Source organism: Acidovorax sp. Root275, from assembly GCF_001428965.1.
In the GTDB taxonomy this organism is placed as follows: domain Bacteria; phylum Pseudomonadota; class Gammaproteobacteria; order Burkholderiales; family Burkholderiaceae_C; genus Acidovorax; species Acidovorax radicis.
The window spans coordinates 289,810-303,716 of record NZ_LMJH01000001.1 but is presented as its reverse complement, the minus strand read 5'-3'; the positions used below and the strand labels follow the sequence as shown (position 1 = coordinate 303,716).

Below are 13,907 nucleotides of genomic sequence, written 5' to 3'. Positions count from 1 at the left end.
CAGCACATCCCTTGCAAAACTCAGGCCTTGCCCAACTGGTCGCGCAGCGGCAGCGACCGGATGCGCTTGCCTGTGGCCGCAAAGATGGCGTTGAGCAGCGCTGGCGCCACGGGCGGCATCGGTGGTTCGCCTACGCCACCCGGGGGCAACTTGGGATCACCCCCCACCAGGTGGGTGCGGACGGTGCGGGGCGACTGCGGCAGCCGAAGCACTTCGTAATCATGAAAATTGCTCTGCTGCACCCGCCCGGCTTCAAAGGTGATCTCGCTGCTCAGCGCCAGCGACAGCCCCATCACGCAGGCGCCCTCCATCTGCGCACGGATGCGCTCGGGATTGACCTGCGGGCCGCAGTCGAGCGCCATGTCCACCGCCACCACCTTGACCTGGCCCTTGCTGTCCACTTCCACCTCGACCACCGTGGCGGCATAGGTCACGAAGCTGTAGCCAAAAGCGAGCCCCAGCCCGTGGCCCTTGGGCAGGCGCCGCCCCCAGCGGGCACCACGTGCCGCCGCTTCCACCACGGCACGCATGCGGCCGGTGTCGATGGGGTACTCCACCGGTGACTCGCTGTAGTTGAAGCTGTCGGACAACGTGGTCGGGTCGATCTTGCGGTCCGGCCCCAGCAGCGCCAGGGCGTACTGCAGCGGGTCTTTTTTAGCGCGGTGGGCCAGCTCATCCACAAAGCACTGCGTGGCGAACACATGCGGAATGTTGGCCACCGAACGGAACCACCCGATACGCGCATGCGCAGGCACCTCGGCACGCTCAATGCGCACATTGGGCACAGCAAATGGCATGTTGGTGGCCGACATGCCTGTTTCAAACGGTGCAGCCGCCTTGGCGCCTGGTGCAAACAGTGAGGTAATGGTGGGCGCTGCCGTGCGGTGCAGCCAGGCCAGGGGCAGGCCATCGTCCTTGACCACCGCCTCCAGCCGGTCCAGCGACACGGCATGGTAGTAGCCGTGGTGGATATCGTCGTCGCGCGTCCACACCAGCTTGACGGGCGTGCCGGGCATGGCCTTGGCCACCAGAGCGGCCTCAGTCACGTAATCGGGCTTGGACTTGCGCCCAAAGCCGCCACCCAACAGCAGCACGTTGACTTTGGTGTTCTCCGGCTTGATGCCCAGCGCTGCGGCGGCGCCATCAAGCGCAGCCTGCGGGTTCTGCACCGAGGTCCAGATCTCGCACGTGTCGCCCGTCACCAACGCAGTGGCCACCGGAGGCTCCATCGTGGCATGCGCTAGATGCGGCACGTAGTACTCAGCACTGAACACCTTGCCCGCGGGCGCATCGCTCAGCGCCTTGGCTGCATCGCCGCTGTTGCGGTAAACCGTACCTGGCGCTTTGACCAACCGCTCCTGCTCACGCCGGAACGCAACAGATTCATAACTGCCATTGACACCGTCGTCCCACTGCGGGTTCAGCGCAGCGCGGCCCTGGGTGGCCGCCCACGTGTTGCGCGCCACCACGGCCAGCCCGCCCAGTGGCTGAAAAGCCGCGGCGCCGCTGAACCCGGCAATTTCCACCACATTGAGAACGCCTGGCACCTTCAAGGCGGCGTCCCTGTCGGCAGAACGCAGCTTGCCACCCACCACGGGCGGGCGGGCCACCACCGCATACACCATGCCGGGCAGTCGCACATCCATCCCGAAGGTGGCCTGGCCACGCGCAATGGCGGCCATGTCCACAACGCCCACCCGGCCCTTGCCGATGTAGCGCCACTGGGCCGGGTCCTTGAGCCGCAGCTCGCCGGTGGCCGGAACCTTTTGTTTGGCGGCATCCACGGCCAACTCACCAAAGCCGAACCGGCGCCCCGTGGCGCGGTGCAACACCTCATGCTGCACCGCCTGCACTTCGGCCACGGGGACGGACCAGCGTGCGGCAGCGGCTGCCTCCAGCATCTGGCGTGCTGCCGCACCCACTCTGCGCATGGGCTCCAGAAAGTGACGCACGCTGCGCGAGCCATCCACGTTCTGATTGCCAAAACGGGCTTCGTCGGCAGGCGCCTGCACGACTTTCACACGGTCCCAGCGCGCCTCTAGTTCATCGGCCACCACCATGGGCAGGCTGGTGCGAACGCCCGTGCCCATCTCGGCACGGTGCGCCACGATGGTCACCGTGCCATCGGTGGCGATGGAGACAAACACCAGCGGGTTGTCAACCGTGCCACCGGGCATGGACGCAGCGCCAAACTTCTTGGGGGTGTCTGTAGTCTGGGCGATACCGTCGACGCCCGCAGCCAGCACGAACGGGGCCGCTGCAGCCTGCAGGAAACGACGGCGTGCAATCTTGTGAGTGGAAGTAGGTGTGGCAACGGTCATGCTTTTTCTCCTGCCAGACGGCGCGATGCCAATTTGATGGCCGCACGAATGCGGGGATACGTTCCGCAGCGGCATACATTGCCGCTCATGGCGTCATCGACCTGCCGGTCATTGGGTGTTGGCGTGGCCTTGAGCAACGCCACCGCCCCCATGATCTGACCCGCCTGGCAATAGCCGCACTGCGCCACGTTCAGTTCGACCCACACCTGCTGAACCACTCTACCGACCTTGTCTTGCTCCATATGCTCAATGGTGTGCACCGCTTTGCCCGCGACCGCGCCGTGGGGCGTCAGGCACGAACGGATGGCCTGCCCGTCCACATGCACCGTGCAGGCGCCACACAGGGCCATGCCGCAGCCGAACTTGGTGCCGGTCATGCCGAGTTCATCGCGCAACACCCAGAGCAAGGGGGTTTCGTCGGGCGCATCAGTGCTGCGCACCTGCCCGTTGATTTGGAGTGTGGTCATGCTTGGCGTCCTTGAGTCATTCAGTGGGCGCAACGGTACAGACGTCGTGCCTCGCAGACTAGGGCACTCTGGCTTCTTGGGCTTATTAATGAAGCTAATGAGTGGCACTGACATTCAGTGCACTCAATCCTTGGTGCATGGATTCCTGCCAACCTGCGGATGGGGCAACGCCTGTGGCGCACAAGCCTGTGCCTCCTCACAGGCAGCCCCGGCTGCACGGCCGAGGCAGGCCGCTGCCTGCAGGTCACTCCAGCTCGGGGCGATTCACTCTGACGTGGACCGTTCGCGTGCCCGCACCCGGTTGCCCGCCGACAGCAGGTGCACGTCCCAGCGCTGCTGCACCGCTCCCCAGATGCCCTTGGGCAGGAAGAGCGCGAACAGCATGGCAATGGCGCCCAGCCCGATGAGATACAGCACGCCCTGCCCGCCCCACAGGGTCTCTACCGCAAAGAAAAGCAGCGCGCCGAGGATGGGGCCTTCCATGGTGCCTATCCCCCCCACCAACACCATGAAGATCATGTAGGCCGTCCACTGCACGCTGAAATAGGTCTTGGGCTGAAAGCTGATCGACGTGGCCAGCCACAGCCCACCGGCCAGCGCGCAGCCAAACGCCGACAGCACAAACACCAGCCGCTTGATGGCGACCACGCGCACACCGAGCGAGATGGCTGCGGTCTCGTTGTCGCGAATGGCCTGGGCGGCCGTGCCCACCTTGCTGCGCAAGATCAGGAAGACCACCCAGCACAGCCCAGCCATGGCGGCCAGCGCGGCCCAGTAGGTATACGCGCGCCGGTCGTCGGCCGCGTATTGCTGCAGCGCGATCATCGAGGTGCCCGTCTCGCCCTGCACCAGGCTGTCCAGGTTCACACACAGGTGCGCAAGCGCCGCTACCACCCACATGCCGATCGCAAATTCGCCGCCCTGCAGGCGCAGCATGAAAGCCGCCAGCGGCACCGCCACCAAGGCCACCAGCACAGCGCCCACCAGCAGCGCCGGGTACGGGCCCAGGCCCGCATCGGCCAGCCGCACCATGGCGTAGGCCCCGAGGCCAAAGAACGCCTGGTGACCAATCGACACCAGTCCGGCGTAGCCCGCCAAAGCGTTCCACATCACGGCCAGGATCACGTAGATGAACAACGTAGTGAGCCGGTCCACTGTGCCCGCCTGCAGCCACAGCGGCCCCAGGCAAAGCACGGCCAGCAGCAGCACGGTGGCGCTGGCGAAGGCGATGGACGCGCGCGTCCAGCGCTGGATGACCCATGGTGATGGGCTCGTGGGTGCGGAGGGAACAGAGATCGTTGGAACAGTCATGGCACGGCCCTGCGGCGGGAAGAGAAGAACCTGCGCAGCGCACCGCTCGCGTAGAGCCGGGCCAGCAGGATGACAAGAAAGGTGGCGTGCCCTGCGATCAGAAAACCCTGGGGATGCACCTGCGCCCCCAGGTTCTGCGCCACGCCCAGCACCACGCCGCCCAGCAAGGTGCCCCACAGCGATCCCGCGCCGCCGATGATGACGGCCTCAAACGCAAAGATCAGCTGCTGCGGGCCCGAGAACGGATCGAACGTGGCCCGCAGGGCCAGCGATGCCCCGGCCAGCGTGACGGTGACCATGGTGATGGCCGAAGCCGCCGCGAACACCGTGCCGGTGCGCACGCCCACCAGGCGCGCGGTGTCGGCATCCTCCGACGCTGCGCGGATCTGCCGCCCCAGCGCCGTGTGCGCCAGCATGGCATGCAGACCGCCCAGCAACAGCACGGCCAGCACCAGCACCAGGGTGGGCAGCTGCCCCACATACAGGCCGCCAGGCAGCTCCCAGCTGTCGTACGCCAGCGTGCCGATGGAGGTGGCCAGCGAACGCGTGTCGGCACCGAAGTGCTGGAACAACACGTTGTCGATCACGCTCGCCAAGCCAAACGTGGCCAGCAGCGGCACCAGCGCGCCCAGGCGCGCACTGCGCTCCAGCACCAGCTTGTGCAGCAGCCAGCCCAGCAGCGCCATGGCAGGCACCACCGCCAGCAGGGCCAGCAGCGGGTGCCAGCCCATCGGCTCGGCCAGCACCCACAGCAGGTAGGCGGCCACCACGGTCAGGCTGCCGTGGGCCAGGTTGATGATGCGCATCACCCCGAACATGAACGACAGCCCGCAGGCCAGCAACGCGTAGTAGCCGCCCAGCAAGAGGCCCTGGACGATCTGATTGAGAAGGTTCATGCGGCCTCCTTGTGGGCGGGGTGGATGTGGCTCGCGTGGTTGGCAGCTTCGCCGTCGGCACTGCCCGTGGTGTGACTGATGGGCGCAGCTTCGGGCCGCTGCGCGCCAAAGTAAAACGCTGTGATCTGCGCACGGGTGAGCTGGTCTGCGGGCGCATCGGCCACCACGCTGCCTTCGAGCATGCAGACAATGCGGCTGGCCACGGCCTGCACGCGCTGCAGGTCCTGCTCTACCAATACCAGCGTGGTGCCCTGCCCCATCACGCCCTGCAGCGCTTCGTACACGCCCTGCACAGCCACGGGCGACAAGCCCAGCGAGACCTCGTCGAGCAGCAGCACGCGCGGGTTGGTCATGAGCGCGCGGCCAATGGCCACGGCCTGCTGCTGCCCGCCCGAGAGCTCGCCAGCGCGGGCGTTCAGCTTCGGCGCAAGCTGCGGGAAGGCGTCCAGCACGGTGTCAAAACTCCACTGTCCGCGCCGCCCCGCTGCACGCGCCACCAGCAGGTTCTCGCGCACCGTCATGCCTGTAAACAGGCGCCGCCCCTCGGGCACCAGGGCCAGGCCTTCGGCCACACGCTCTTGGGCAGGCATGCGGGTGATGTCCACACCGTCCCACCGCACGGTGCCGCTGCTGGCGCGGTGTGCACCGGCCAGCGTGCGCAGCAGCGTGGTCTTGCCCGCACCATTGGCCCCCACCAGGGCCAGGATGTCGCCCTGGCGCACCTGCAGCGACACATTGCGCACGGCAGGCAGCTGCCCGTGGTGGGCGTTCAGGTTGTCAATACTCAACAACGCGCTCATTCGATGTCCTTCGCCTTCGGCTGCGGTGCGAGCGCCTTCGGGCGGCCGGGCGGCGCTCATGCCGCCACCCCGCCCAGATAGGCCTCGACCACGGTGGCATCGTTCAACACGGTTTGCGGATCGCCGCTGGCAATGATCCGCCCGCCGTCCATGCACACCAGGCGCGTGGCGACCTGCAGCAGCACGTGCACCAGATGCTCGATCCAGACAATGGCAATGCCGCGGGCCTGGATGGTGCGCACCATGGCTACCAGCTCGCTGGCCTCGGCATCGGTCAGGCCCCCGCCGATCTCGTCGAGCAGCAGCACCTGTGGGCCGGTGGCCAGCGCGCGCACCAGCTCCAGCCGCTTGCGGCCGAGCAGGCCCAGCGTCTCTGCACGGCGATTGGCCAGCGCCTCCATGCCACACAGGCGCAGACACTCCATGGCCCGGTCACCCGCGTCGCGGGCATGCAGGCCCGCGCCATGCGTGGCGCCGGTGAGCACGTTTTCAAACACCGTCATGCCCAGAAACGGTCGAGGCACCTGATGGGTGCGCGCAATGCCCGCGCGGCAGCGGTCTGCCGCACTGCGGGCGCTCACATCCACCCCCTGGAACCAGACGGTGCCCTGGCTCGGCGCAAACGCTCCGGCCAGCACGTTCAGCAGCGTGGTCTTGCCCGCACCGTTAGGCCCGACGATGCCGACGGCCTCGTCGGTGCCTACCAAAAAATCGAGCTGGTCCAGCACCTTCAAGGCACCAAAGCGCATGTCGATGCCCTGGGCCTGCAGCAGATGCTGCGGCCCGCCCGCTGGCGGGGATTGCGGATATGGAGGTGAATGTGGCATGGACGATCAGCTGTAGGACTTGAGCGCCGCCGCCACGGGGATGTTGCGATCCGTGGCGTTCTCGGTGACCACGATGTCGAGCTTGAACTTGCTGCCCGCCGCAGGCTTGACCCACTGGGCCCCCACCACGGGCGTCACCGACACGTTGGGCACGGGCCCCTTGGCAAAGTCCACCGGGCCTTGCATGGTGGTGGCCTTGAGGGTACTGATGGCCTTGGCCAGCGCTGCCTTATCGCGCGGGTTGGTGCTGGCTTTCAGCGCCTCGGTGCCTGCATCAAACAGCGACATGGTGGAGCCCAGCATCTGTGTCCATTGCTTGCCGGTGCTGGCCTCGTAGGCATCTGCCAGCTGCACGCCCGTCAGGCCGGTCAGCGCCGACGCATACGGAAAGGTCTTGTGCCAGAAGCACCCGGCGCCCAGGTTCAGCGCCAGCGGGCCCAAGGCCTCCACCTGTGACGGCACCAAGCCCGTCTTGGCGATCTGCGCAATCTTCACCATGCGCGTGTAGCCCTGCTGGGCCGCCTGCCGCCAGAAGGTGGCGAAGTCTGGCGGAATGGGGAAGGTGTTGAAGATCTCGCAGCGCTCGGCCTTGAACTTGGCGATCTGTGCAGAGTAGTCGGTGGTGCCGTTCTCGTACGGCCCGGCGTCCACCACGGTGAAGCCCGCCTTGGCCAGCTCGGGCGCCAGTGTGGCGCGAATCGCGTTGCCGTCGGCATCGTTGGGGTACAGCACGCCAATCTTCTTGTTGGTGGGCAGCGCAGAAAACTGCGAGGTGTACGACGTGGTGAAGCTGCCACCGCCAAACGAAAAGTGGTACGTCCACTTGAAGGGCGATGGCGCACCGGGCTTGGCGCCCCGGCCAAAGTACCAGGCCTCCCACGGCATCACGGTGGACAGGCAGGGTACGCCTGCGGCCTCGCACGCATCGGACACCGGGTTCACCGTTTCGGGCGTGGTGGTGGTGAGCATGAGGTCGATCTTGTCGTTGTTGATCAAGGCCTTGGCCAGCTGGCTGGCGCGGGCCGGGTCGGACTGCGTGTCGCGGTCCAGGATTTCCACCGCGTACTTCACGCCGCCAATGGTCAGGCCCGCCGCCAGCGTTTTGCGCACCTGGGCCAGGATGAAAGTGTCGGTCTCGCCCAGCGCGCCCAGCGGGCCGGTGCGCGGGCTGATGAAGCCCACCTTGAGCACGGGCGCGGCGCCTGCAGCCTGGGCCCACAGCGGGCTTGCACCCAGCGCGAGGCCGCCAGCGCCTGCAGCAGCGATCAGCCCACGGCGCGAGATGGTGCGGGATGCGGCCTGCGCAATGTCTGCGGCGGGCACGGTGGATTCAGGGGTGTTGGTTGTCATGGAATATGTCTCCAGCGATTCGTTGAAATTTCAGAAAGGGATGGTGGTCTTGAGCCAGAACTGCGAGCCCTGGGCGCGGTTGCGCACGCCGAACTCCTTCTCGACCTTGGCGGTGATGAGCCAGCCCTTGCCGTTGGCGTAGCGCACCGAGGGGCCAATGGACTGGCTGCGGCCACGCGAGCCCGCCAGCGCCACACCGCCCACCTTGTCGTCGCTCCACTGCCGGTACACATAGCCGCCCACCCCCACCACCCAGCCATTGCCCAGGCCCCAGCCTGCGGCGTAGTCCACGATGAATTCGCGGCCAGAGCGGTAGTTGGTGTCGCTGTTGGTGCGGTTGAAATTCAGCGTGGCCTTCACGTCGCCGTTGAAGCCGCTCGGGTCCATCCAGGTCAACACGCCCAGGGGCTGCAGCGACAGGTAATTGCGGCCAATGTTGGCCTGGCGCGTGCGGTCATACCCGCCGGTGGGCAGCACGGCGTCAAGCCCGACCACGCTGTGCAGCTGCGGCGAGTGGTGCCAGGCCACCGAGCCCCCAACCGTCACATCGCCCAGTCCGGTGCGCGAATCGTTTGCACCACCGGCACGCACCGACAGGTCCACCACAGGCAGGATGGCGTGCGCGGCTACCAGGCCGCCCAGCGCCTCCTGGGGGGTGATCCAGATCAGGCGCGTGGCAGCGGCGGCGGCGCGCACCTTGAAGCCGGGGATGGGCACGGCGTTGCCCTGGCCGTCGTTCACGCGGCTGGTGGTGTAGTAGTTGAGGTACTCCAGCACATACAGGCCGGGCGGCGGCGCGGCGCCCGCCATGAAATTCTCGGTGCCCAGCGGATAGGTGGAGCCTCCACCCTCGGTAGCGAAGGCCGCTGTGCATAGCGTGCCGGCCAGGGCCAGCACTGCCAGGCGGAAAGGTTTTTTGTAGTGCGTTGTCATGTTGTCTCCTCATTCAGGTTGGTTTTTTGAAATGCACGCTTCGGGTCTCACGGGAAATCGATCCGTTCACAAAACGCTGCCGCACGGCCTCAGTGCGCCAGCAACTCGGGCACCTCGATCCAGGTGGGGGTCGCGATGTACCAGTGGCCTTGCTGCAGCTTGAGCGGCAGGGCCGCACGGTTGGGGTTGTGGGCGCGGCGGTGGCCGATCTCGAACGGCATCCCCAGCAGGGGATGGCTGGTGGGCGGCATCTGCTGCAGGGCGCGGGTCACGGTCTCGCGGGTGATGGGGCCCTCGACCTGGCGCAGGGCGCGCACCAGCATTTGGGCCGCCACGTAGCCGCCTTGCGACAGCGAACTCAGGGGCAGGCGAGCGTCCTGCATCAGGCGGCGCCAGTCCTGCGCGGGCAAGGACCGGCTCTTCCAAGGCTCGAACTCGGCCATCACATACACGGCGCCATCCCGCGGAGCGAGCGCGCGGGCCACACGGTCGGTGTAGGCCGGGGTGAGATAGATCCAGGTCATGCCGCCCGCCCCGAGCGCGTGGGCGGCCTCGCTCCAGCGGAGCACCGCGGCCTCATGCCCCGTGAAGATCACGGTGTCGCAGCCCTGCCCCTTCACATCCCGAAGCAGCGGCGCAGGGTCCTGCTCTGGCCCCGCCAGCTGCAGCTGCGGCACCTCCATGGCTTTCGCTGTGCCCAGGCGCTCCAGCGCCTGCTGGTAGCCCTCGGCCATGTCTGGCAGATCGAGCGCCAGGGCACACAGTTTTCGGCTGCGCAGCGTGCGATGGGCAAACAGCACGGCGCTGGCCAGCCCCACGTAGGGTCCGTTGTTGAGGGGCACCACATGCGACGATCGGAAGCATGCGGGCGATACCGAGGCCCCCTGGAGCGACATCAACCGCGCCGCTTCGTAGCGAGGCGCATTGACCGCACAGTCCAGCAGGCCGGAACTGCCCGCCAGCGCCACTACCTCGGTGTCGTTGATGAGCCTCGTCGCCGCTGCCATGGCACTGGCGGGCGAGCCCCCTTCGTCGAGCGAGATGTATTCGATGCGGCGGCCCCCAATGCCGCCGGCGGCATTCACGGCGTCGATGTAGGCCTTGGCAGCCTGCGAGGACTCCGGGAATGCATGGGGGCCGCTCAGGGCACTGACCGCACCCACCTTGATGGGCCGCTGTGCGCCTTGCTGCGCGTGGGCGGCGGGCCAAAGCAGCAGCCACAGACACAGGCACAGCGGCAACAGCAGGGCACTGGGGCGCCACCACAGCAGCGCGCTCCTTGCGCCGCGCAGGCTCGCGCCCCGGTCTGCGCCGGTGGGTCGTTTCATCATGGTTTCAGTCCTTGTGCTACCGAGGGGCGCTGCGCTACGCGGCGGCAATGCGCTGGCGCGCGGCAATGAACCGGCCCGCCTGCTCCAGCGAAGCCAGTGCCTCATCCAGCACGGGCGCAAACAGCTGCCAGCAATGCACCATGCCGTCCCACACGGTGCATTCCGCCTCCACACCCGCCGCCTTCAAGCGGGCGGCCATGACCACGGAGTCGTCGCGCAGGCGCTCCCAGCCGCCCACCTGCAATTGCACGGGCGGCAGCCCCTGCAGGTCAGCGCTGTAGAACGGCGTGACCGTGGGCGAACGCACATCGCCATCCGGCACATACATGGCGTTGAAAAAGCCCATCAGCTCACGCGTGATGAATGGGTCATCCACCGTGTGGTGGGACTCGCCTTCGGACGCCAGGTCCAGCGCGGGCGACAAGGCCACGATGGCCGCAGGCAGGGGCAGCCCCTGGTTGCGGGCACGCACGGCGGTAGACAAGGCCAGGTTGCCGCCCGCCGAGTCGCCCATCAGCGCAATGGCCGACGCAGCGTAGCCGTTGGCCAGCGCCCACTGGTAGGCGGCCAGCGCATCGTCGTGTGCTGCGGGCGCGGGGTGTTCCGGCGCCAAGCGGTAGTCCACGTTGAGCACCTGCGCGCCACTGAACTGCGCCAGGTACGAGCACAGCGCCCGGTGCGAGGCCAGCGAGCCAAACACAAATCCGCCAGCGTGGTAATACATGATGAGCCTGCGCGGGTCAGCCTGCGGCGTGCTCAGCAACTCCGCAGCCATGGTGCCGCCCGCCCCGTTGGGGATGCGCAGCGTCTGGATGGGAAGCCCCTGGGCGAGGGGCATCTGCGAGTTGCTGGCATCAAACCACGCACGCAGCTGCGCGGGAGTGGGCTGGGCTGGCGGTGGGTTTTGCGCGGCCATCTGCAAGATGGCCTGGAGCTGTTGTGCGGACATGTGTGGCCCCTTCGCTCAGATATAGGTGGAAGCCAGCCCGCCATCCACGGGCAGGTTGATGCCGCTCACCCAGCGTGCCGCGTCGCTGCACAGGAAGGCAATCACAGGCGCCACTTCATCACTGAAGGCCGGGCGCTTCATGCGGTGCGCGTCTTTCTCCACACGCTCCTGGCCCAGCATCTGTACAAAGTCGCCCAGGATGGGCGTGAACACGGGGCCTGGGGCCACGCAGTTCATGCGCACGCCGCGCTCCAGGAATATCTTTTGCGACTGGGTGTAGGTCCACACGATCAGCGCTTCTTTGAAATACTGGTAGCAGGTGTCTTGCGCCACGGGGTGGGCGGCCAGCCACTTCGCGCCCTCTTCAAAGCTGGTGGTGGCGCCCAGAGCGCGGTGTGGCTCCAGGCGCTGAGGCCACTCGGCCCCCAGGATGGAAGAGATATTGACGATGGAGCCGCCCTCGCCCATACGTTCCAGCACACGGTGTGTGAAGTGCCGCAGGCCCAGGTAGTTGACGCGGCCCACCAGCTCGGCGGGCGATGTGCCCGGCACGCCGGCAATGTTGGCCAGCGCGTCAATCTTGGCGGGCAGTTGCGCCACGGCAGCGTCGATGGCGGCCGGGTCGCCCAGGTCCACCTGCACAAAGCCGTCAAGCGTGAGTGTGGGCGCATTGCGGTCCACACCGATCACGCGGGCGCCCTGCTGGCGGGCGAGCTTGGCAAAGTCTGCGCCGATGCCCGAGCAGCAGCCGGTGACGACGATGGTTTTGTTGTGAAGGGTCATGAAAGTTGTCTCCTTAAGTTTTGTCGATCAGTGCCCGTGTCCATGAAGGCTTGGGCGTATTCGTTTGCTCTGTGGCCGTCGTGCATGCAGCCGACCTCGGCAACTGGCGCAGCACAGGCGAGGGCCGCCGCGCAAGGGCCGCCCCGCCGCGCTGGCGGCGTCCCCCTTCCCGCATCGCGCAGCGATTCGAGAGAAGGGGGAAGGCGCGCAGCGCCTCAGGGGGTTGTCGCTGCTAGAACGGGAATGCGGGCAGCGCGTCTTTGACCGTGATCCACTGCCACTGCGTGTATTCATCAATGTCCGCAGGCCCACCCACGCTGCCCCCGTTGCCACCCACACCGGGGCCGCCAAAGGGGTTGGTGCACTCGTCGTTCACCGTCTGGTCATTGATGTGGACCATGCCTGCGCGCAGCCGCTGGCCGATGGCCATGGCGCGGCCCACGCTGGGGCTGATGACGGCGGCAGCCAGGCCGCCCTGGCTGGTGTTGGCCAGTTGGACGGCCTCGTCGTCGGTGCGGAAGGTGACGAGGTTGGCCACCGGGCCAAAGGGCTCTTCGTCGAACGAACGGACGCCGGGCTTGACACCCGAGAGCACCGTGGGCTTGTAGCAAAGGCCCTCGTAGGTGCCACCCGCTTCGAGCTTGGCGCCCTGGGCCACGCTGTCCTGGATGAGCTTGTCGAAGCGCTGCAGTTGCTTGGCGTCGATCATCGGCCCCATGGCGACCTGGCCACTGGCACCGTCGCCCACGGGCAGGTGCGTGGCCTTGCCCACCAAGCGTTGCAGGATGGCTTCAGCAATCGACTCGTGCACCAGGATGCGATTGGATGCCATGCAGATCTGCCCCTGGTGGAACCACGCGCCAAACGCGGCGGCGCTGGCGGCGGCGTCCAGGTCGGCGTCTTCCAGAATGATGAGGTTGTTGGCCCCGCCCAGCTCCAGCGACACCTTCTTCAGGTGCTGCCCCGCCAGCGCGCCAATGCGGCGGCCCACCGTGGGCGAGCCGGTGAAGGCGATCATGGGCACGCGCTCGTCCACCACCAGCGCCTCGCCCGCCTCGGCATCACCGGGCACCACCTGCAGCAAGCCCTTGGGCAGGCCGGCCTCTTCAAATACGCGGGCCATGATGAAGCCGCCACTGACCGGCGTGCGCGTGTCGGGTTTGAGCACCACCGCGTTGCCCAGCGCCAGCGCCGGGGCCACCGAGCGCAAGCCCAGGATGAGCGGGAAGTTGAACGGCGAGATCACGCCCACCACGCCATGCGGCACGCGCCGGGCGATGGACAGGCGGCCGGGCGTGCTGGGCAGCACCTGGCCCTGGGCCTGCATGGGCAGGGCCGCGGCCAGGTGGCACAGCGTGATGGCCTCGCGCACCTCGTGCTGGCCCTTGGGCACGATGCCGCCGGTTTCGCGGGCCACCGCCATGGCCAGCTCGTCAAAGTGCTGCTCAAAAATACTGGCCGCACGGTGGAACACCGCCGCACGCTCGCGCGGCCCCGTGGCCGCCCACGCGGCCTGTGCTTGCTGCGCCCGGCCAATGGCGGCCTGCATGTCGGCCGCACTGGCAATGCCCACGCGGCTCAACACCTGGCCCGTGGCGGGCTCGACCGCGTCACGCGCCGTGCTCAGCGCGGTAGACCACGCACCATCGAAGGCCTTGCCCGCCCACAGGCGGTTGTCCAGCAGGCCTGGTTTTTCTGAAACACCCATTGCATTGCTCCTTGGTTGAAATCAAAACCCACCGCATTGCCGCGGCGGTGTGACCTCAAATTGCAACGGGCGTACCAGCCCCACGCGCCCCAACGCCGTTGAACACGCTCAACGGGGCTTTTTTGAGAGGGGACGCTACGGACTTTCCCTAGGCTGAAAGACGGCTGGCATGGGCGACTTTTTGCCGACAAATAGTTACCATTCATAAACAAATGGCTGCTTGCCAATTGC

At 67.1% G+C, this 13,907-nt stretch carries 12 protein-coding genes; all 12 read right to left on the bottom strand.

What is annotated here, in order from left to right:
- Positions 1–20: 20 nt before the first annotated feature.
- The 12 genes from ASE52_RS01430 to ASE52_RS01375 all read right to left on the bottom strand — a co-directional run bounded on the left by ASE52_RS01430 (position 21) and on the right by ASE52_RS01375 (position 13,676).
- On the bottom strand, positions 21–2,321 hold the full coding sequence (locus tag ASE52_RS01430; RefSeq protein WP_057223209.1) for a molybdopterin cofactor-binding domain-containing protein: 2,301 nt from the start codon (positions 2,319–2,321) through the stop codon (positions 21–23).
- Positions 2,318–2,788, bottom strand: a complete 471-nt coding sequence (locus tag ASE52_RS01425) for a (2Fe-2S)-binding protein (protein WP_057223207.1) — start codon at positions 2,786–2,788, stop codon at positions 2,318–2,320. The genes ASE52_RS01430 and ASE52_RS01425 overlap by 4 nt, the downstream gene beginning before the upstream one ends.
- A gap of 264 nt (positions 2,789–3,052) precedes the next feature.
- Entirely contained in the window at positions 3,053–4,099 is a 1,047-nt protein-coding gene (locus tag ASE52_RS01420) for a branched-chain amino acid ABC transporter permease (RefSeq protein ID WP_057223205.1), read from the bottom strand.
- On the bottom strand, positions 4,096–4,995 hold the full coding sequence (locus ASE52_RS01415; RefSeq protein WP_010460501.1) for a branched-chain amino acid ABC transporter permease: 900 nt from the start codon (positions 4,993–4,995) through the stop codon (positions 4,096–4,098). Before ASE52_RS01415 ends, ASE52_RS01420 begins: the two co-directional genes overlap by 4 nt.
- Positions 4,992–5,795 (bottom strand): ABC transporter ATP-binding protein, encoded by an 804-nt coding sequence (locus ASE52_RS01410; protein ID WP_057225069.1) that lies wholly within the window; start codon positions 5,793–5,795, stop codon positions 4,992–4,994. The genes ASE52_RS01415 and ASE52_RS01410 overlap by 4 nt, the downstream gene beginning before the upstream one ends.
- A gap of 56 nt (positions 5,796–5,851) precedes the next feature.
- Positions 5,852–6,622 carry an ATP-binding cassette domain-containing protein gene (locus tag ASE52_RS01405; RefSeq protein ID WP_140426112.1) on the bottom strand — a complete coding sequence of 257 codons (771 nt, stop codon included), beginning with the start codon at positions 6,620–6,622 and terminating at the stop codon, positions 5,852–5,854.
- A 6-nt stretch (positions 6,623–6,628) separates the two neighbouring features.
- Positions 6,629–7,972, bottom strand: coding sequence for an ABC transporter substrate-binding protein (locus ASE52_RS01400; protein WP_057223201.1), 1,344 nt, complete (start codon positions 7,970–7,972; stop codon positions 6,629–6,631).
- 30 nt (positions 7,973–8,002) lie between these two features.
- On the bottom strand, positions 8,003–8,905 hold the full coding sequence (locus ASE52_RS01395) for a transporter (RefSeq protein WP_057223199.1): 903 nt from the start codon (positions 8,903–8,905) through the stop codon (positions 8,003–8,005).
- Positions 8,906–8,994: 89 nt separating this feature from the next.
- Entirely contained in the window at positions 8,995–10,236 is a 1,242-nt protein-coding gene (locus ASE52_RS01390; RefSeq protein ID WP_057223197.1) for an ABC transporter substrate-binding protein, read from the bottom strand.
- A 34-nt stretch (positions 10,237–10,270) separates the two neighbouring features.
- Positions 10,271–11,185 (bottom strand): alpha/beta hydrolase, encoded by a 915-nt coding sequence (locus tag ASE52_RS01385; RefSeq protein ID WP_057223195.1) that lies wholly within the window; start codon positions 11,183–11,185, stop codon positions 10,271–10,273.
- A gap of 15 nt (positions 11,186–11,200) precedes the next feature.
- A complete protein-coding gene (locus ASE52_RS01380) occupies positions 11,201–11,968 on the bottom strand; it encodes a coniferyl-alcohol dehydrogenase (RefSeq protein ID WP_057223193.1) in 768 nt (255 codons plus the stop codon).
- A 232-nt stretch (positions 11,969–12,200) separates the two neighbouring features.
- Positions 12,201–13,676 carry a benzaldehyde dehydrogenase gene (locus ASE52_RS01375; protein ID WP_140426111.1) on the bottom strand — a complete coding sequence of 492 codons (1,476 nt, stop codon included), beginning with the start codon at positions 13,674–13,676 and terminating at the stop codon, positions 12,201–12,203.
- Positions 13,677–13,907: the final 231 nt, after the last annotated feature.

Bases quoted from the DNA above. Each gene is read 5' to 3' on its own strand.
- ASE52_RS01395 (WP_057223199.1), bottom strand. From the start codon at position 8,905: ATGACAACGCACTACAAAAAACCTTTCCGCCTGGCAGTGCTGGCCCTG.
- ASE52_RS01410 (WP_057225069.1), bottom strand. From the start codon at position 5,795: ATGAGCGCGTTGTTGAGTATTGACAACCTGAACGCCCACCACGGGCAG.
- ASE52_RS01385 (WP_057223195.1), bottom strand. From the start codon at position 11,185: ATGTCCGCACAACAGCTCCAGGCCATCTTGCAGATGGCCGCGCAAAAC.
- ASE52_RS01415 (WP_010460501.1), bottom strand. From the start codon at position 4,995: ATGAACCTTCTCAATCAGATCGTCCAGGGCCTCTTGCTGGGCGGCTAC.
- ASE52_RS01420 (WP_057223205.1), bottom strand. From the start codon at position 4,099: ATGACTGTTCCAACGATCTCTGTTCCCTCCGCACCCACGAGCCCATCA.
- ASE52_RS01430 (WP_057223209.1), bottom strand. From the start codon at position 2,321: ATGACCGTTGCCACACCTACTTCCACTCACAAGATTGCACGCCGTCGT.
- ASE52_RS01405 (WP_140426112.1), bottom strand. From the start codon at position 6,622: ATGCCACATTCACCTCCATATCCGCAATCCCCGCCAGCGGGCGGGCCG.
- ASE52_RS01425 (WP_057223207.1), bottom strand. From the start codon at position 2,788: ATGACCACACTCCAAATCAACGGGCAGGTGCGCAGCACTGATGCGCCC.
- ASE52_RS01380 (WP_057223193.1), bottom strand. From the start codon at position 11,968: ATGACCCTTCACAACAAAACCATCGTCGTCACCGGCTGCTGCTCGGGC.
- ASE52_RS01375 (WP_140426111.1), bottom strand. From the start codon at position 13,676: ATGGGTGTTTCAGAAAAACCAGGCCTGCTGGACAACCGCCTGTGGGCG.
- ASE52_RS01400 (WP_057223201.1), bottom strand. From the start codon at position 7,972: ATGACAACCAACACCCCTGAATCCACCGTGCCCGCCGCAGACATTGCG.
- ASE52_RS01390 (WP_057223197.1), bottom strand. From the start codon at position 10,236: ATGATGAAACGACCCACCGGCGCAGACCGGGGCGCGAGCCTGCGCGGC.